Source organism: Kitasatospora sp. NPDC048286, from assembly GCF_043201735.1.
GTDB lineage: Bacteria > Actinomycetota > Actinomycetes > Streptomycetales > Streptomycetaceae > Kitasatospora.
Genome location: NZ_JBICZE010000010.1, coordinates 313,182 through 330,343, shown reverse-complemented (window position 1 = coordinate 330,343; position 17,162 = coordinate 313,182). Strand labels below are relative to the sequence as shown.

Below are 17,162 nucleotides of genomic sequence, written 5' to 3'. Positions count from 1 at the left end.
ATACCCGCAGCGGTGCCACAGGGGGCACGCGCGGGACGGCAAGTCGGCGGGCCGCCCACTCGGTGCGGCTCGGCCCGGAGGGATCCCAGATGTTCCAGAGGCAGGGGCGGAGTCTGTCCCGGATAACCACTGTCATGCTCACGACCAGCTTGGCGTTGGGCGGAGGCCTGTTCGCGGCCGGTGCGGCGGCCGCGGCCGGCGCCGCCGCTCCGACCTCGGGCGTGACCGCCGAGGTCCAGAACGAGATGCTCGGCGAGAAGATCGATGTCGGGAACAGGACCGTCGACGGTGGTCTGTTCACCCTCAAGACGGACGCCGGCGAGAAGCTCCGGACGTACTGCATCGACTTCGACAACCCGGTCTACCTGGACAGCAGCGCCAAGTACCACGAGGCGGACTGGGCGTCGAGCTCCCTCAACAGCAACGCCAACGCCCCCAAGATCCGCTGGATCCTGGACAACTCGTACCCGCAGGCGACCCTGGCGTCCCTGATCACGAACAGCCACATCGAGGGCCTGAGCGAGGCGGACGCCGCCGCCGGCACCCAGGCCGCGATCTGGAAGTTCTCGGACAACAAGGACGCCGTCCCGCGCAACGAGAAGGCCAAGAAGCTGCGCGACTACCTGGTCGGCGACGCCAACAAGGGCGTCGCGGCCGAGCCGAAGCCCTCGCTGACGATCTCCCCGGACTCGGCTTCCGGGAAGTCGGGCGGCAAGCTCGGCCCGTTCCTGCTGAACTCCAGCGCGAACGAGGTCAAGCTGAGCGTCACCGGCGACGCCGCGGACAAGGTCAAGCTGCTGGACAAGGACAACAAGCCGGTCAACGGCAGCCTGGCCGGCCCGATCGGCAAGGACACCCCGCTGTTCCTGGACGTGCCGGCCGGCACCCCGGACGGCAAGGCCGCCATCAGCGCCACCGCCGAGGCCAACGTGCTCAGCGGCCGGGTCTTCATGAGCAAGGTTGACAAGCAGGGCCGCCACAGCCAGACCATGATCCTGGCCAGCTCCACCAAGGTGAACGTCGCGGCCGGTGCCAAGGCCACCTGGAAGCAGGGCAAGGGCGCGCTGATCGACAGCTCCGCCAAGGAGGAGTGCGCCGCCGGCGGCGTGCGGGTGTCCGTCACCAACAACGGTGACGAGGCCGCCACCGTCACGGTCGGCAAGCAGCAGGTCGCCGTCCAGCCGGGCAAGACCGAGAGCGTGCTCGTCAAGGTCGAGGAGAAGGCCAACTACGACTTCACCGTGACCGGCCCGAACGGCTACACCAAGCAGTTCACGGGCGTCCTGGACTGCAAGGTCGGCGTGACCCCGACCCCGGCCCCGACCACCCCGGCCGCGACCCCGTCGGGCACCCCCGCCGCGACCCCGTCGGGCACCCCGAGCAACGGCGCCGGTCAGCCGGCCCCGGCGACCACCAGCGCTGCCCCGGGCACCGGTGGCCTGGCCCAGACCGGTGCCAATGACTCCACCCCGATCCTCGCCGCCGTCGCCGGTGGCCTGGTCGTGGCCGGTGGCGCCGCCGTCTTCGTCCTGCGCCGCCGCGGCCGCCACGGCCGCACCACCGCCTGAACCGGTCGGACCGGCTGAACCGGCCGAACCGACCGAACCGCCCGAGCGGGCCGGGAGGCACTGACCTCCCGAGGCCCTGAGAGCGGCAACCGGCCCGGCTCCCCGCACCCGCTGCGGGGAGCCGGGCCGTCCCGCTTCCGGGGCCCGGCCGGCGTGTCCACGGGGCCCGGCCGGCCGGGGTGTTGCCGGTGGGGCGGGAGCGTCGGGGCCGCGGCGGGCGGGGAGGGGCTCCGGATACCCCCAAGGGGTCACCTGGGCGATTCGGGCCTCCGGGCCGGGTGCGGCACAATGGAAGGCTGCAAGCCGAATACTCCCGACGACGCCGGAGCGATCTCACGTGGCGGAATACATCTACACGATGCGCAAGGTGCGCAAGGCTCACGGAGACAAGGTCATCCTTGACGACGTGACGCTCAGCTTCCTCCCCGGAGCGAAGATCGGCGTCGTGGGCCCCAACGGTGCCGGTAAGTCCACCGTGCTCAAGATGATGGCCGGCCTGGAGCACCCCTCCAACGGCGACGCCTTCCTCTCGCCGGGCTTCACCGTCGGCATGCTCCTCCAGGAGCCCCCGCTGGACGAGACCAAGACGGTCCTGGAGAACGTCCAGGACGGCGTCAAGGAGATCAAGGGGAAGCTCGACCGCTTCAACGAGATCGCCGAGCTGATGGCGACCGACTACTCGGACGCCCTGCTCGAGGAGATGGGCAAGCTCCAGGAGGAGCTGGACCACGCCGAGGCCTGGGACCTGGACGCCCAGCTGGAGCAGGCCATGGACGCCCTGGGCTGCCCGCCCGGCGACTGGGCGGTCACCAAGCTCTCCGGTGGCGAGAAGCGCCGCGTCGCGCTCTGCAAGCTGCTGCTGGAGGCCCCCGACCTGCTGCTGCTCGACGAGCCCACCAACCACCTGGACGCCGAGTCGGTGAACTGGCTGGAGCAGCACCTGGCCAAGTACAAGGGCACCGTCGTGGCCGTCACCCACGACCGGTACTTCCTGGACAACGTGGCCGGCTGGATCCTGGAGCTCGACCGCGGCCGCGCCATCGGCTACGAGGGCAACTACTCCACCTACCTGGAGAGCAAGCAGTCGCGTCTCAAGGTCGAGGGGCAGAAGGACGCCAAGCGCGCCAAGCGCCTCAAGGAGGAGCTGGAGTGGGTCCGCTCCAACGCCAAGGGCCGCCAGGCGAAGTCCAAGGCCCGTCTGGCCCGCTACGAGGAGATGGCGGCCGAGGCCGACAAGATGCGGAAGCTGGACTTCGAGGAGATCCAGATCCCGCCGGGCCCGCGCCTGGGCAGCGTCGTCATCGAGGTCGAGAACCTCAACAAGGCCTTCGGTGAGAAGGTCCTGATCGACGACCTGAGCTTCACGCTGCCGCGCAACGGCATCGTCGGCATCATCGGCCCGAACGGCGCCGGCAAGACCACCCTGTTCAAGATGCTCCAGGACCTGGAGACCCCGGACAGCGGCACGGTCAAGGTCGGCGAGACGGTCAAGATCAGCTACGTCGACCAGACCCGCTCCAACATCGACCCGAAGAAGACCCTCTGGGAGGTCGTCTCCGACGGTCTGGACTGGATCAACGTCGGCCAGGTCGAGATGCCGTCCCGCGCCTACGTGTCGGCCTTCGGCTTCAAGGGCCCGGACCAGCAGAAGCCGGCCGGCGTGCTCTCCGGCGGTGAGCGCAACCGCCTGAACCTGGCGCTCACCCTCAAGCAGGGCGGCAACCTGCTGCTCCTCGACGAGCCCACCAACGACCTCGACGTCGAGACGCTCTCCTCGCTGGAGAACGCCCTGCTGGAGTTCCCCGGCTGCGCCGTGGTCATCTCCCACGACCGCTGGTTCCTGGACCGAGTGGCCACCCACATCCTCGCCTACGAGGGCGAAAGCAAGTGGTTCTGGTTCGAGGGCAACTTCGAGTCGTACGAGAAGAACAAGATCGAGCGGCTCGGCGCCGACGCCGCCCGTCCGCACCGGGCCACCTACAAGAAGCTGACCCGAGGCTGACACCCAGCCGTCACAACGGCCCGGCAGACTGCCCTCCGGGGCGGCCTGCCGGGCCGCGGCCCGTCGCCACCGCCCGTCGCCACCGCCCGTCGCATGACGCTCTGCGCCACCGCCGGCCGACGCCGAGGAACGGCGCCGGCGGGCGACCGGACACCGAGGAGAACTTCCGTGGCTCGCCACATCTACGCCTGCCCGCTGCGCTGGTCCGACATGGACGCCTTCGGACACGTCAACAACGTGGTCTTCCTGCGCTACCTGGAGGAGGCCCGGATCGACTTCATGTTCACCCAGGCCGCCGCGGCCGGCGCCGGGGAGTTCGCGGGCGGCTCGGTGGTGGCCCGCCACGAGATCGACTACAAGCGTCCGCTGGTGCACCGGCCCGAGCCGGTCACCATCGAGACCTGGGTGACCAGGATCGGCGGCGCCTCGCTGACCGTCTCGTACGAGATCAAGGACGTCGCCGAGGACGGCGGCGACATCGTGTACGTCCGGGCGTCCACCGTGGTCGTCCCCTACGATCTGGCCGAGGGCCGGCCGCGCCGGATCTCGCCGGTGGAGCGGGAGTTCCTCGGCCGCTTCATGGACGAAGAGCCGGCAGTCGCCACCGTCTGACCCCACCTGACGATTCGAGCTGAACGACTGTGACCATCACCGCCCGTCTCGCCCTGACCGACACCGGGGAGGCCGCCGACCTCTCCGCCTTCCTGCTGCGCCTGCTGCGCTTCGACCGGGCGGCGGCCGTCCGGATCCAGGCGGTGGGCCCGGGTGAGGGGGACGGCGTGCTGGCTGTCTTCGGACGGCTGCCGCTGGGTGGCAGTGGTGCGCTGGCGATCCGCACCGTGCGGCTGAGCGGCCTGGACGAGGCGGTGGACCTGACCGTCTCGGCGGGCCAGTTGCTGGACGGCGTCGACGCCGAGGCGGGTGCCGTCGCGCTGCCCGCGCCGGTGACCGGCCCGGCCTGGGCCGGGATGCTGCCGCCGCGCACCGGCTGGCGGCCGGTCGGGGCCCCGTCGGTGGCCGAGGTGTACCCCGAACTGATGGCCGGGGTGCGGGAGTTCCGCGAGCGCAGCGAGGCCGTACCGGCCCACCACCGCACCCGCGCGGTGCTGGACGCGCTGGCCGACGAGATCTGGTCCCGGCCGGTCACCGCGCTGCCCGAGCTGCCGCTGCGGGTGCCGCACGCCGCGTACGTCATCGGCTTCCTGCGGCCCGACGCCCCGCTGACCGTGCACCGGGCGGGCGGCTGGCTGCGGCTGAGTGCCCCGGCGGGCTCGGTGGTGGTGCGCACCGTGGCCGCGCCGGGTGCGGGGCTGGGGCTGAGCCCGGTCCGGTGACCCCAGGCCGGATCAGGTGACCGCCTGCCGGAGCATGGTGACCCCCGGCCGGATCCCGGGGACGGGCCGGTTCAGCCCGGGGTGTTGATCATCGAGGCGGCGGCGTACGTCAGGTACTCGAGCAGCTGCCGCTCGTGCTCGGCCGACAGCTCCAGGCTCGCCACGGCCGCCCGCATGTGGGTGAGCCAGGCGTCGTGCGCGGCCTTGTCGACCTTGAACGGCACGTGCCGCATCCGCAGCCGCGGGTGGCCGCGCTGCTCGCTGTAGGTGCGCGGGCCGCCCCAGTACTGCATCAGGAAGAGCGTCATCCGCTCCTCGGCCGGCCCGAGGTCCTCCTCGGGGTACATCGGCCGCAGCAGCTCGTCCTGGGCGATGCCCTCGTAGAACCGGTGGACCAGCCGTCGGAAGGTCGGCTCACCGCCGACCTGGTCGTAGAAGGTCTCCTCGCTCAGCGTGCCTCGCCGGATCTCTGTCACCCGACCATGGTCGCAGACGCCGACGGGGTCGTACACCGGGACCAAAGGCGTACGACCCCGTCGGGATCGGTGGACGTCGACCGGCGGACGCCGGTCGGCTGATGTCCGCGGACAGGTCTGCGGACAGGTCTGCGGACGTCAGCCGGGGAGGGTCAGTCCTCCCAGCGGAACAGCTTCCAGGAGATGCCGGTCAGCACCGCCGCGAAGAGCAGCAGGCCGCCCATGGTCGGCAGGGCGTCCATGACGCCGCCGCCGCGGGTGAGCACCGACTGGGCGGAGTCGACCAGGTAGTGCAGCGGCATGACCTGGGAGACGCCCTTCAGCCAGCCCGGGGCCCCGTCCAGCGGGAAGAACGAGCCGGACAGGAAGGACATCGGCAGCACGATGATCTGCGAGATGCCGTTGGCCGCCTCCTCGGTCTTGGCGACCGAGCCGGCCAGCAGGCCGATCGACATGAAGGCGAGCGTCGCGCAGGCCACCAGCGGGATGACCAGCCACCAGTTGCCGGTGAGCTTCAGTCCGAAGAAGCTCGTCGCGACCACCAGGAAGACGGCGGTCTGCAGGAAGGCGGTCAGCAGCGACACCAGGATCCGGGAGCTGACCACGGTTCCGGCGTTGATCGGGGCCAGCCGCAGCCGGCGCAGCACCTTGGACTTGCGCCAGTTGACCAGCGTCAGCGCGGCACCGAACACCGCGCCGGTGGCGACGGCCCAGCCGAGCAGGCCGGGGGTCAGGAACTGGATCGGCTTGAGCGACTTGTCCTCGACCTGCTGGGAGTCCAGCACGAAGGCCGGCTTCTGGCCGGTGGCCGCCTGGTTGGCGTTCTGGACCACCGAGTTGAGGATGCCCTGGAGCGCGCCGGCGCGGACCTGGTCGGCGGCGGTGTAGCGCAGCTCGACCTTGCCGTCCGGGCCCTGCTTGATCAGCGCGTCGTAGTCGCCCTTGCGGACCTTCTCCAGGGTGGCGGCCTCGTCGTCGGTCTTCGTGATGGTGAGGACCTTGTCCAGCCCGGCCCGCTCGTCGCCCTGGATGGAGTCGAACAGCTTCACCGCGCCGACCTGCGCCACCTTGGCGTGGGGGCTGCCGGAGCCCTTGGTCACGGTGCCGAAGAAGACCAGGAACACCAGCGGGAAGAGCAGGATGAAGAAGGTCGCGGTGCGGTCGCGCTTCATCCCGAGCAGCATGGCGCGGGACAGGCTCCAGAACGCGCTGACCCGCTCCCGCTCGCCGGCGGCCTGCGGCTTAGTGGGGGTGGTGGCGGTCATGCGCGGAACTCCCGTCCGGTCAGCTGGAGGAAGACGTCCTCCAGGGTGGCGCCGCGCACTTCCAGGCCGCGCAGCGCGTTCTGCTCGGCGAGGACGCTGAGGACCGGGGCCGGAAGGCGGGTGGAGACGGAGAGCGAGACGGTGTCGTCCTCGAGGTTGGCGATGTCCGCGCCGGCCGCGGTCATCAGCTCCCGGGCCCGGTCGAGCGGGAGCTGGCCGGAGGCCACGCTGATCCGGACGGTGTCGTCGATCTCGCGGATCAGCGCCGCCGGGGCGCCGGTGTGCAGGATCCTGCCGTGGTCCATGATCGAGACCCGGTCGCAGAGCACCTCGGCCTCGTCCAGGTAGTGGGTGGTCAGCACGACGGTGCGGCCCTCGGCGTTGATGTCCCGCAGGAGGTCCCAGAGGTTGCGCCGGGACTGCGGGTCAAGGCCGGTGGTGGGCTCGTCCAGGAAGACGAGTTCCGGGTCGTGGGCCAGTGCGCAGGCGATCGACAGGCGCTGGGCCTGGCCGCCGGACATCTGGTCGGTCAGGGTCTCGGCCTTGTCCGAGAGGCCGACCCGCTCCAGCATCGCGTCGGCCCGCCTGGGGCCGACCCCGTAGAAGGACGCGAAGGTGCGGATGGTCTCCCGGGCCGTCAACTTGCGGAAGAAAGCGGTCGCCTGGAACTGCACGCCGATTCGCGGCAGCAGTTTCGGATTGCGCGGCCAGGGCTCCATGCCCAGCAGCTCGATCCGGCCCTCGTCCGGTTTCCGGACGCCCTCCAGGATCTCCATCGTGGTGGTCTTCCCGGCGCCGTTGGGGCCCAGGATCCCGTAGAACTCGCCGGCCTCGACGGTGAGGGACACCCCGTCGACGGCCTGCACATCCCCGTACCGCTGGCGGATGCCGTCAGCGGATATAGCAGCAGTCATGTGCCCTGAGCCTAGGGGTTGTGAAGGCTCCTGTGCACATCTGTGCGAGCGAATTTGCGGACATTTTAAAGGCGGTGCAAACAAATCCGGGCCGGGCGGATGTCGAATTCCGCCCGGCCCGGCCGGAGTTGGCGATGATCTGCGCTGATCGACCGTCGGGAAATGATCGGACGGGCTTTCAGTTCACGGCCTTTCAGCCGCGGTGCACGGTGATGGTGGTCCAGGCGCCGATGTGGATCCGGTCGCCGTCGTTCAGCGGCACGGCGACGTGCGGGGTGATCGGCTCCGCGCCGCCGTTCATGGTGGTGCCGTTGGTCGAGTCCTGGTCCACCAGGACCCAGCTGCCGTCCGCCTGTTCGGCGAGCAGCGCGTGCTGGTGCGAGGCACCCGGGTCCTCCGGCGGGACGGACAGGTCGATCTCCGGGACGGTGCCGCGGTGCTGGCTGCGCCGCCCGATCCGCAGCTGGCCGCGGCCGGTCAGCGGGATCCGGCGCTCGGGGCAGTACGGCGGGAAGAACAGGCCGGCCGCCTCGGGGCCGCTGCGGGCCATCATCTCGGTGAAGTAGTCCCGGTCGGCCGAGACCACGGCGATCCAGTTGGTCCGCACCGGCTCGGCCGGGGCGGGCTCCTGGGGCTGCGGCGGGGCCAGGTTGAAGGAGGTGCCGAAGTCGCCGCCGCGGTTGTTCGGGCCGGGGCCGGCCGGCTGGGCGTACACCGGGCCGGAGTCCTCGCGCACCGCCTGGTCGGGGAACGCGCCCTCGGGCGTGGGCCCTTCCTGCCCGATGCCGGGCGAGGAGGGCGGGTAGCCGTAGGTGTGGGGGTGCGCCGGGGCCTGCGGCTGCTGCGGGACGGGCGGGGCGACGGCCTGCTGGGCCGCCGGCGGCTGGCCGAACTGGGGCTGGCCGAGGGGCGGCTGCCCGAACGGGGGCTGGCCGAACGGCGGCTGACCGGCCTGGGAGTGGCCGGCCGGGGCCTGCGGCGGGGTGCCGCCGTAGGCCGGCGGGATGTTCAGCGGCGGCTGCTGGGCCGGGCCGGGCGGAGTGTGGCCGGCGCCGGGCACCTGGCGGTGCGAGGGCGTGGAGAGCTCGTAGTCGTAGCCGCACTCCTCGCAGAACCGTCCGGTCTGGGGGCTGCGGCAGATCGGGCAGACGGCCAGGCCCGCGGTGAGGCCCTGCGGCCCGGCGTGCGGCTGGGCGGTCCCGTGCGGCTGGGCGGCGCCCTGCGGGGGTACGGCCCCGTGCTGCGGCGGGGGCACCATGCCGGGCGGCGGCAGCGGAGCCCCGTGCGGCGGGACGGCGCCCGGCGGCATCGGCGGCGGAGGCGGCGGCGCGCCGAAGGAGGCGCCACCGTACCCCGGGTGCCCGGCGTGCGCACCGGGCGCGGGGTCGCTCCCGGGTGCCCCCGGGTAGCCTCCGTGCGCCCCCGGGGTGGGGGCCGGCGGAGTCATCGGGAAGCCGCAGAAGTCGCACCAGTCCTCGGCCTGCGACTCGTGGCCCCTCGGGCAGATCGGCATCAGGTCCCCCTCGTTTCGGGCCGGCGCGGTGCGGCGTCGCGCCGGGGTGCCGGCCCGGTCACGTCTTCAGCGGTCACTTCTTCACACGTACCGTCTTGGTCGACCGGGTCTCAAGGGTCATCGAGTCGGCCTCGCTCACGTTCTTACGGAACCGAACCGTACCCTCCTTCGGGTCCACCACGTCCACCACCTTCTGGAGCAGCCTGTAGGTGCCCTCGTTCCCGGTCGCGTGTGCGATCCGGACGGCGGCGCCCAGCTTGGCGGTCGCGCGGTCGACGTCCCCGGCCCGGTGGGCCTCCAGGCCCTCCTGGATGGAGGAGGCGAGCTCGGCCTGCCCGGTGTAGTGGGCGACCTGTGGGCTGATCCGGGTGGAGGAGGCCAGGTCGTCCGTCCAGACCGCCTTGACCAGGCCCTGGGTGAGCACCTCGGGGGTGCCGCCGGCGACCTGCTCGGGCAGCACCAGGCTGACCCGGGCGGCCAGCATCTCGTTGCCGACCGCGGCGGCCGGCACCTCGACGCAGACGTGGTAGTCGCGGCTCTCGTCGCCCCAGGAGCCGGTCGGGTAGTCGCCGGCCCGGGGGCCGGCCTCGGTGCGGCGGGAGGTCAGGTCCTCGACCGCGGGGGCGACCTGCTTGACGAACCGGACCGTGGCGTTGGCCGGGGTCCAGATCCGCAGCGCGACGTCGGCGACCTGCTTGCCCATCGCGCCGGCCATCATCGAGCGGAAGTCCTCGGCCAGGCCGGAGGGCTCGGCGACGATGTCGGTGGTGCCGAGCAGCGCCGAGGAGATCCGGCGCAGCTCGTCGATCCGCCAGTCGGTGCCCACGCCGCGGCAGTCGGCGGTGAAGTGGCCGGTCACCCGCTCGATGTTGCGGGCCAGGTCCTCGGCCGACTCGTGCTCGTTGTTGCCGTCGGTGAGCAGGATGGCGTGCCGGATGGCGATGTCGTGGCGGGTCAGGAAGAGCTTGTCGGCCTTGGCCAGCCAGGTGCCCATCGCGGTGCCGCCGGCCGCGGTGAGCCGGCGCAGCGAGTCCTTGGCCTGCTCGCGGGTGGTGGCGGAGGCGATCGCGAGGGTGCCGTCGCCGGGGTAGATGTCGCGGGCCTCGTGGGTGCCGGCGACCACGGCGAAGGCGGTGCCGTCGCGCAGCGCGTCGACGGCGGCGGCGGTGGCCTCGCGAGCGCCGTTGATCTTGGTCTTGGGGTAGTCCATCGAGCCCGAGCAGTCCACCAGGATGACCACGGCCGCCGCCGTCCCGGTGCCCGCCGGGGTGGCGTCGGCGAAGCCGAGCGGCCGGCCGCCGGAGGTGCCGCCGCCGGTCGCGGTGACGGTGACGATGGCGTTGACCTCGCGGGCGCCGTCGGCCAGGTACTCGTTCTGGAAGATCTCCACGTGGAACCTGGGCAGACTCGGCTTCGCCAGTGTTGCCATGGGGCGGTCGACTCCCGTCGGGTGAGGGGTGGACGTGCTCAGGACGGTGGGGCGGCCCGCCGGGCGGGCCGGCGGGTCGTGGCGCCGGGGCGTCCGGCGGGTGGTCGGTCAGGCCGTCGGCGGGTGCGGCGGCTGCGGCGGGACGGGCGGTGCGACGGGCGGAACGGGAGCGGCGGGGGCGGTCGGCGGGACGGGCGGCGCCGGGGGGACCTCCGGGGGTGCGGGCGGGACCGGGGGCAGCGGGGCCGCGGCGGAACCGATCACCGGGAGGTCCGGCAGGGTCGGGTCGTGGTCCTCGTCGTCCCCGTCGTCCCCGCCGTCCGCCGCCGGGGCCGGTCGCGGAGCGATCACCGGCAGGTCCAGCGCGGTCGGGGTCTGGTCGGCGTCCTCGGCGGCGGCCGGCGGGTCGATCGGCAGCACGGCGACGGTGATGTTGTCGTGGCCGCCGGCCGCGACCGCGAACTTCACCAGGGTCTGCGCCGTGGCGAGCGGCTCGGTGCGGGCGTCCGGGCGCACGTAGTACGCCAGGTCGGTGGCCGCCTCGGCGTAGTTCCACAGGCCGTCGGTGCAGATCAGCACCACGCCGGGGACGTGCGGGGTGAAGTCGAGGGTGTGCGGTACGACCTCCTCGGCGTCGGCGCCGAGCCAGCCGGTGATCGCGTGCGCGCGCGGGTCGGAGTAGGCCTCGGCCTCGCTCATCAGCCCGGCCTCGACCATCCGGGCCGCCCAGGAGTCGTCCTGGGTGAGCCGGAACGGCTCCGCGGCGGCGCGGTCGTCCGGGATCCAGTACGCCCGGGTGTCGCCGACCCACCCGATGGTGACCCGGCCGCCAGCGGCTATCGCGCTGACGTAGGTGCAGGCGGGCGCGTTGAGGTCGGGCCGGGTGGGGCCGGCGCCGTCGGTGGCGAGGTCGGCGACGGCCTGCGCGGCGTCGGCGATGGCCTGGCGCATCGCCTGGTTCGGGTCCCGGCCGGCCTCCAGGGCGGTCAGCAGCGACTCGGAGGCGGCGTCGACGGCGGTCTCCGAGGCCTCGTCGGGGCGGTCGGAGGAGGAGACGCCGTCGCACACCACGGCGACCACGACCGGCTCGCCGCCGGGCAGCGAGGTCGCGGCGACGGTGAAGGAGTCCTCGTTGCGGTGGTGGCGCACGCCGCGGTCGCTGACCCCGGCGACGCCCCCGAGGGCCTTCTCCATGTGGTCGCGCGGGCGCGGCTGGGCGCTGCCGCAGCCCTCGCAGTAGCCGTCCGGGGCGACCTGCGGCTGCCCGCAGTGCACGCAGACCGGCCCGCGCGGCGACGGTACGGCCTCGCCGCGTGCGGCGGCCCAGCTCGCCGGCATCGAGCCGGGGGCCGCCCGGCCGTCCCGGCCCGTCCCGCAGGAGCCGCAGTAGGCGTCCTCCGGCTCCATCGGCTCCGAACAGCTCGGGCACTCGGTCTGCTGCGGCATCTGCTACACCCACGTCCTGGGACGGGCTCGGTTGGCCCGTTCCACCATCTCGATCCTGTTCTCGGCCCGGTCGGCCAACCGGGCGAGTACCCGGTAGGACTGCTCCAGGGCGAAGCGCAGTTCCCGCTCCTGTGCGGGACGTCCCAGGACCACCAGTCCGGTGGCCCGCCGGCCGGCGGCCGCCTCGGCGCCGACCCAGCCGAGGGCCGCGTCGAGCACCTCGACGGCGAGCTCCTCGCGGCGGCGGTCGTCCAGCCGCAGCGCGGTCAGCTGCGCGGAGCTCGCGTCGAGGTCGGCGGCCAGGTCGTCGGTGGGCCGGCGCTCGCGCAGCCGGGCCCGGACGGCGGCGATCCGGGCGGCGGTGTACTGGCTGGAGGTGGCCGGGACGGTCTCCAGGACGCGGACCGCGCCGGTCCGGTCCTCCTCGGCCAGCCGGACCCGGGCCAGCCCGAAGGCGGCGCTCAGGTAGGCGTGGTCGGTGGCCCACACCAGCCGGTAGAACTCGGCCGCGTCGCCGCCGTCGCCGAGCAGTTCGGCGCAGATGGCGAGGGCCAGCTTGGGCGCGGCCTCGCCGGGGAAGGCGTCGTAGACCGCGTCGAAGGCCTCCGCGGCGGCTGTGACTCGCCCGCTCGCCTCCGGGCGCTCCTGGCCCGGCGCCGACGGTCGTCGCTGGGAGTCCCCGCCGCCGACCAGCGCGGTCAGGCCGCGGTACCAGACCACCCGCCAGTCGTCCGGCTGGTCCCGCTCCAGCTCGGCGAGCCGGCTCACGGCGTCCTCGTGGCGGCCGAGTTCGAGCAGGGCGCGCAGCTCGCGCAGCCGGCTCTCGACCGAGACGGTGGGTGCGGCGGCCAGCGCGGCGAGCGTCTCCTCGGGGTCGGGGGTGACCAGGACGGCCAGGAAGCCGGCGTTGGGGTCGCCCGGGTCGACCCGCGGGACGGGCAGCGCGAGGGCGGCGGCGGCCGGGTCCAGCGGGGCCACCGCGAGCTTCCCGGCCTGCTCGGTGGGAAGCACCAACTCGGTGTCCACGACGCGCAGTTCGGGGCCGAACAGGGTGGAGGGCGCGGGCCTGGGCCGGTCGTCCTGAAGGGCCAGCACCTCCCGCAGCACGCCGGTGAGCTGGTCGGCCATCTCCTCGGCGGAGGCGAAGCGGCGGGCCGGGTCCGGGTCGGTGGCGCGGACCAGGAAGCGGTAGTACGACTCGTACCGGGCGAAGATCTCGACCTGCTCGGGGCCGGGCAGCGAGTCGCGGTAGGTGCTGCTGTAGCCCTGGAAGTCGAAGGTGAGCACCGCGAGGGTGCGGGCCACGGTGTACAGGTCGGAGGCGGCCGAGGGGCCGTCGGTGGCGATCTCCGGGGCCTGGTAGCCGATGGTGCCGTAGATCGGGCCGTCGTCGTCGAGCCGGCGGACCGCGCCCATGTCTATGATCTTGAGCGCGTCGCCGCTCTGGATCACGTTGTCGATCTTGAAGTCGCAGTAGACCAGGCCCCGGCCGTGCAGGTAGCCCAGGGCCGGCAGCGCCTCCAGCGCGTACGCGATCGCCTGCTCGACCGGCAGCGGCTCGCGCCGGCCGTCCGGGGTGCGGCGCTCGTTGGCGATGTCCTTGAGCGACTTCCCGCCGACGTACTCCATCACGATGTAGCCGTCGGTGGCGCCGGTGCGCAGGTCCGGGTGCTCGGCGAAGTTGATGATCCGGACGATGTTCGGGTGGTCCACCTCGGCCAGGAAGCGCCGCTCGGCGACGGCCACCGCGAGCGCGTCCTCGTCCCCGGTGTCCAGCAGACCCTTGAGCACCACCCACTTGTCGTTGACCCGCCGGTCCACCGCCAGGTAGATCCAGCCGAGCCCGCCGTGCGCCAGGCAGCCCACCACCTCGTACTGCCCGCCGACCAGGTCGCCGCGGCGCAGCTTGGGCGTGAACGAGTACGGCGTGCCGCACTTGGTGCAGAAGCCGTCCGGGCGGCCCGGGCGGCCGTTCTTCTCCCGGCCCACCGGGGCGTCGCACCTGGAGCAGAACCGCTTGCGCTCGGGCACCTCGGCGTCGGCCAGGACGGCCCGGGACGGGTCGGCCGCCTCGACGGTCGGCACGGTGACCAGACCGGCGCCCAGCCGGTTGCGGGTGCCCGCGGAGGCGCTGCCCCGGGTGGAGCGGACCGAGAGCGAGCGGCCGCTGCCGGTACGGGTCGAGCGGTGCGAGCGGGAGCGGCCGGACATCGAGCGTGCCGAGCCGGTGCGGGCCGACGGCGAACGGGCGGAGCCGGTGTGCCCCGAGCCGGCGTGCCCGGAGCCGCCGGAGACCCGGGCGGAGGGGACGTAGGGCTGGGTGACGCCGGTGTCGTCGGCGGGCGGGGTCAGGCCGCACTCGTCGCAGTAGCCGTCCGGGTCGATGCTGCCGGAGCAGTCGCGCGGACAGGGCGAGCCGGGCCCGGCGGGCGCGGCTGCCCCGGTCGTTCCGGTCGTGGTCGCCGAGGTGGTCCCGGCCGTGGGCGCCGTGGTGGTCCCGCCCGCCGGTGCGAGCCCGCACTCGTCGCAGTAGCCGTCGGCGTCGATCCTGCCGCTGCCGGAGCACTCCGGCCGTTCGCACGTCCCGCCCATCAACCTCAGCCCCCCTGAGCCTGTCCGTCCTGAGCCTGTCCGTCCTGAACCTGCGAGGCGCCCGGCGCCGGGCCGGCCGCCTCCTGAGCCCGCCCGGGCTCGGCCTCGGCGTGGGCCGGGCGCAGCGACTGCTGGAACCGGGCCACCGCGGCGGCCGCCGCCCGCAGGTCGCAGGGCGCGCTCCAGAGCAGCCAGCGCGCCTTCTCGTACCGTTCGACCACTTCCGGGTCCTCGGCGACCCGCAGCCGGGCCGCCATCGCCTTGTAGGCGTCCAGCCGGCCGCGCAGCTCGGCCCGGACGGCCAGCGGCTGGGTCACCTCGGTGAGCGACTGCCGGGCCCGGCCCAGCTCCTTGGCGGCGGCGTCCTCCAGCGCGTCCAGCAGCGGCGCCAGCCGGCCCCACTGCCCGGCCTGGCGCAGGTCCAGCGCGGCGACGATCCGCTCGCGCAGCGCCGAGGCGGGGCCCGGCACCGCCGGGACGTCGCTGGACGCTATCTTCGCCAGCACCTCGCCGCGCGCCCGGCGGGCCTCGGCCAGGGTGGCGTCGGCCCGCTGGAGCAGGTCGCCGACGCCCTGGAGCCGCTCCTCGGCCTCGTCGCGCAGCCGCAGCAGGTCCTCCAGCTCCAGCCGGACGCCGTCCAGCGCCCGCCCGGCTCGGTCGAACCGCTCGGTGTCCACCACCCCGGCCGGGCCGGCGAAGGCCGAGCCCTCCGGGACGGTGCCGCGCTGGGCGGGCACCCGGGCCGGGCGCCACAGCGCCAGCGGGTCCCCGTGCACCTCGGTGCGCAGCGCGGTGAGGTCCTGCTCGATCCCGGCCAGGTCGTCGCCCAGCGGGTGGCCTCCGGTGCGCACGCCGAGCGAGGCGGCCAGGGTGCGCACCCGCTGGAGCTCGGCCAGCAGCAGGTCGATCCGGGCCGGCAGCGCCGACCAGACCGCGTCGGCGGCGCTGACCACCTCCAGCACGGTGGCGTACCAGGAGTTCATCCGGGCCATCAGCGCGTTCAGGCTGATCCGCTCGACCAGCTTGGCGGGCGCACCGAGCACCTGCGGGCCGTCCGGCACCACCCCGCCGGGGACGGTCACCGCGTCGCCGGTCAGCAGCTCGCTCAGCTCGGCCAGTTCGGGCGCGCCGGGCTTGGCCTTGCGGGCCCGGACGGCACGGGCCGAGGCCAGCGCCTCGGAGTAGCGGTCGAACAGCGCCCAGAGCAGCGGCAGGCCCTTGCCGGCGACGGACCAGCGTTCCAGGGTGCGCCCGGACAGCTCGGCGCCGTCCAGCAGCCGCAGGCCCGGGTGGTCCTGGAGGGCGAGCAGCGCCGACTCGACCGCGTCCCGCTCCGCGCCGAGGCGGGCGAGCGCGCGGTCGACCTCCTCCCGGCTCAGTGCCGGGCCAGCCGATGCCGCCACCGCGGTGTCCTTCCTTCCTCGCGTGCGATCCCGACGTGCCTGACGTGCGGTCCCACGACAACCCCCGTGTCCACCACCGGTCTCCCCGTGGTGATCGTCCCGAACCCTAACCGGTGGCCGTTGCGGCGGAGCGGGCGCGGGGCGTCAAGGCGCCGTCAACGCCCCGCTGACGGCGCGCGCGCTACCTCCCCCGCGCCGTCCTCCGCGTCGCCGCGGGCCGGCCCCGCGCGTCGCCGCCGGGCCGGCCGGACGCCGCCTCAGTGTGAGCCGGGCCAGTAGTGATCGGCCTCGTTGAGCATGTACGGCTTGAGCCAGTGCTCGTACGAACGGGCCCAGTCGCCGCGCGCGTAGTAGTCGGCCAGGACCTGGTTGACGCGGGCGGTCAGGTCGGTGCTGTCCTTCAGCATGGCGACGCCGATCACCTCCGGCTGCGCCTCGCCGTCCACGATCCGCACGGTCTGGTCCTGCGCGGCCTGGCCGGCCGCCAGGCCGTTGTCGGTCATGGTGGCGTCGACCTTGCCGAGCTGCATCAGGACCAGGCAGTCCAGCTGGTTCTCCACCGTGACGACCTGCCGGGCGGTCTTCTTCTCCTTGACGATGTTCAGCGCGGTGGAGCCGTCGGCGGCGCAGACCGCCTTGTCCTTGACCGCGTCGTCGATGTTCTTCGCCGGCGACGACTTCGGCACCAGGACGCGCTGGCTGATGTTGAAGTACGGCTTGGAGAAGGCGACGTCCTCCATCCGCTTGCAGTTGATCGTCATGGTGCGGACGATCAGGTCGACCCGGCCCTTCTTGATGGCGTCCATCCGGTCGGCCGTGGCCACCGGCTTGAGTACCACCTTCTCCGGGTCGCCCATGACGGCCGCGCCGATCGCCCGGGCGAGGTCGATGTCGAAGCCCTCGATCTGCCCGGTGTTCGGGTTGCGGGCGCCCCAGCGGTAGCTGTTCTGGTCCACGCCGATCACCAGGCTGCGCTTGGCCTTGATGGCCTTGACGGCGGGGCCGTCCTCGGTGCTCGGCGGCACGCTCTTGTAGACGTCGCAGCCGTCGCCCGGTGTCTGCTCCTGCTGTACGGCCAGGGGCGCGGCGGTCGCGGCCGCGGGTGCGGCGCCGACCGGGCCGCCCCCGGCGAGCACGGCCGCGCCGGCCGCCAGCAGGGCCAGCGCGGCGGCGGGCCTGGTGGTTCTCCGGAAGGTCCTGTTGCGCATCGGTCGGTCTCC

Annotated in this window: 13 protein-coding genes; 4 read left to right on the top strand and 9 right to left on the bottom strand. The window is 73.3% G+C overall.

All coding sequences use genetic code 11. The features are described 5' to 3' along the window. The first annotated feature begins 134 nt into the window (after positions 1–134). The 4 genes from ACGF13_RS25200 (at position 135) to ACGF13_RS25185 (ending at position 4,904) form a co-directional block, all read left to right on the top strand. Positions 135–1,568, top strand: a complete 1,434-nt coding sequence (locus tag ACGF13_RS25200) for a Cys-Gln thioester bond-forming surface protein (protein ID WP_392878774.1) — start codon at positions 135–137, stop codon at positions 1,566–1,568. A gap of 337 nt (positions 1,569–1,905) precedes the next feature. Then, positions 1,906–3,570, top strand: a complete 1,665-nt coding sequence (gene ettA, locus ACGF13_RS25195; protein WP_359829731.1) for an energy-dependent translational throttle protein EttA — start codon at positions 1,906–1,908, stop codon at positions 3,568–3,570. A gap of 168 nt (positions 3,571–3,738) precedes the next feature. Then, positions 3,739–4,182, top strand: a complete 444-nt coding sequence (locus tag ACGF13_RS25190; RefSeq protein WP_392878771.1) for an acyl-CoA thioesterase — start codon at positions 3,739–3,741, stop codon at positions 4,180–4,182. Between the two features lie 29 nt (positions 4,183–4,211). Beyond that, positions 4,212–4,904 carry a hypothetical protein gene (locus ACGF13_RS25185; RefSeq protein WP_392878768.1) on the top strand — a complete coding sequence of 231 codons (693 nt, stop codon included), beginning with the start codon at positions 4,212–4,214 and terminating at the stop codon, positions 4,902–4,904. Positions 4,905–4,975: 71 nt separating this feature from the next. Here ACGF13_RS25185 and ACGF13_RS25180 read toward each other — a convergent pair whose 3' ends face one another. From ACGF13_RS25180 to ACGF13_RS25140, 9 genes are all read right to left on the bottom strand, one after another. Further along, the gene (locus tag ACGF13_RS25180) at positions 4,976–5,380 is read right to left on the bottom strand and encodes a globin (RefSeq protein ID WP_392878766.1); all 405 of its coding nucleotides are present in this window, start codon (positions 5,378–5,380) and stop codon (positions 4,976–4,978) included. Between the two features lie 152 nt (positions 5,381–5,532). Then, positions 5,533–6,645 (bottom strand): ABC transporter permease, encoded by a 1,113-nt coding sequence (locus ACGF13_RS25175; RefSeq protein ID WP_392878763.1) that lies wholly within the window; start codon positions 6,643–6,645, stop codon positions 5,533–5,535. Beyond that, entirely contained in the window at positions 6,642–7,559 is a 918-nt protein-coding gene (locus tag ACGF13_RS25170) for an ABC transporter ATP-binding protein (RefSeq protein ID WP_392878760.1), read from the bottom strand. The genes ACGF13_RS25175 and ACGF13_RS25170 overlap by 4 nt, the downstream gene beginning before the upstream one ends. A gap of 193 nt (positions 7,560–7,752) precedes the next feature. After that, a complete protein-coding gene (locus tag ACGF13_RS25165) occupies positions 7,753–9,072 on the bottom strand; it encodes an FHA domain-containing protein (RefSeq protein WP_392878757.1) in 1,320 nt (439 codons plus the stop codon). Between the two features lie 73 nt (positions 9,073–9,145). After that, positions 9,146–10,501 (bottom strand): VWA domain-containing protein, encoded by a 1,356-nt coding sequence (locus tag ACGF13_RS25160; protein ID WP_392878755.1) that lies wholly within the window; start codon positions 10,499–10,501, stop codon positions 9,146–9,148. 108 nt (positions 10,502–10,609) lie between these two features. Next, a complete protein-coding gene (locus tag ACGF13_RS25155; protein ID WP_392878752.1) occupies positions 10,610–11,947 on the bottom strand; it encodes a protein phosphatase 2C domain-containing protein in 1,338 nt (445 codons plus the stop codon). A 3-nt stretch (positions 11,948–11,950) separates the two neighbouring features. Further along, complete coding sequence (locus tag ACGF13_RS25150; RefSeq protein ID WP_392878749.1) at positions 11,951–14,539, bottom strand: tetratricopeptide repeat protein; 2,589 nt, start codon at positions 14,537–14,539, stop codon at positions 11,951–11,953. 5 nt (positions 14,540–14,544) lie between these two features. Continuing rightward, complete coding sequence (locus ACGF13_RS25145) at positions 14,545–15,942, bottom strand: hypothetical protein (protein ID WP_392878747.1); 1,398 nt, start codon at positions 15,940–15,942, stop codon at positions 14,545–14,547. Between the two features lie 257 nt (positions 15,943–16,199). Further along, complete coding sequence (locus ACGF13_RS25140; RefSeq protein ID WP_392878744.1) at positions 16,200–17,150, bottom strand: glutamate ABC transporter substrate-binding protein; 951 nt, start codon at positions 17,148–17,150, stop codon at positions 16,200–16,202. Positions 17,151–17,162: the final 12 nt, after the last annotated feature.

Coding starts and splice junctions, on each gene's coding strand:
- ACGF13_RS25200 (WP_392878774.1), top strand. CDS start 135: ATGCTCACGACCAGCTTGGCGTTGGGCGGAGGCCTGTTCGCGGCCGGT.
- ACGF13_RS25175 (WP_392878763.1), bottom strand. CDS start 6,645: ATGACCGCCACCACCCCCACTAAGCCGCAGGCCGCCGGCGAGCGGGAG.
- ACGF13_RS25170 (WP_392878760.1), bottom strand. CDS start 7,559: ATGACTGCTGCTATATCCGCTGACGGCATCCGCCAGCGGTACGGGGAT.
- ACGF13_RS25165 (WP_392878757.1), bottom strand. CDS start 9,072: ATGCCGATCTGCCCGAGGGGCCACGAGTCGCAGGCCGAGGACTGGTGC.
- ACGF13_RS25160 (WP_392878755.1), bottom strand. CDS start 10,501: ATGGCAACACTGGCGAAGCCGAGTCTGCCCAGGTTCCACGTGGAGATC.
- ACGF13_RS25155 (WP_392878752.1), bottom strand. CDS start 11,947: ATGCCGCAGCAGACCGAGTGCCCGAGCTGTTCGGAGCCGATGGAGCCG.
- ACGF13_RS25150 (WP_392878749.1), bottom strand. CDS start 14,539: ATGGGCGGGACGTGCGAACGGCCGGAGTGCTCCGGCAGCGGCAGGATC.
- ACGF13_RS25140 (WP_392878744.1), bottom strand. CDS start 17,150: ATGCGCAACAGGACCTTCCGGAGAACCACCAGGCCCGCCGCCGCGCTG.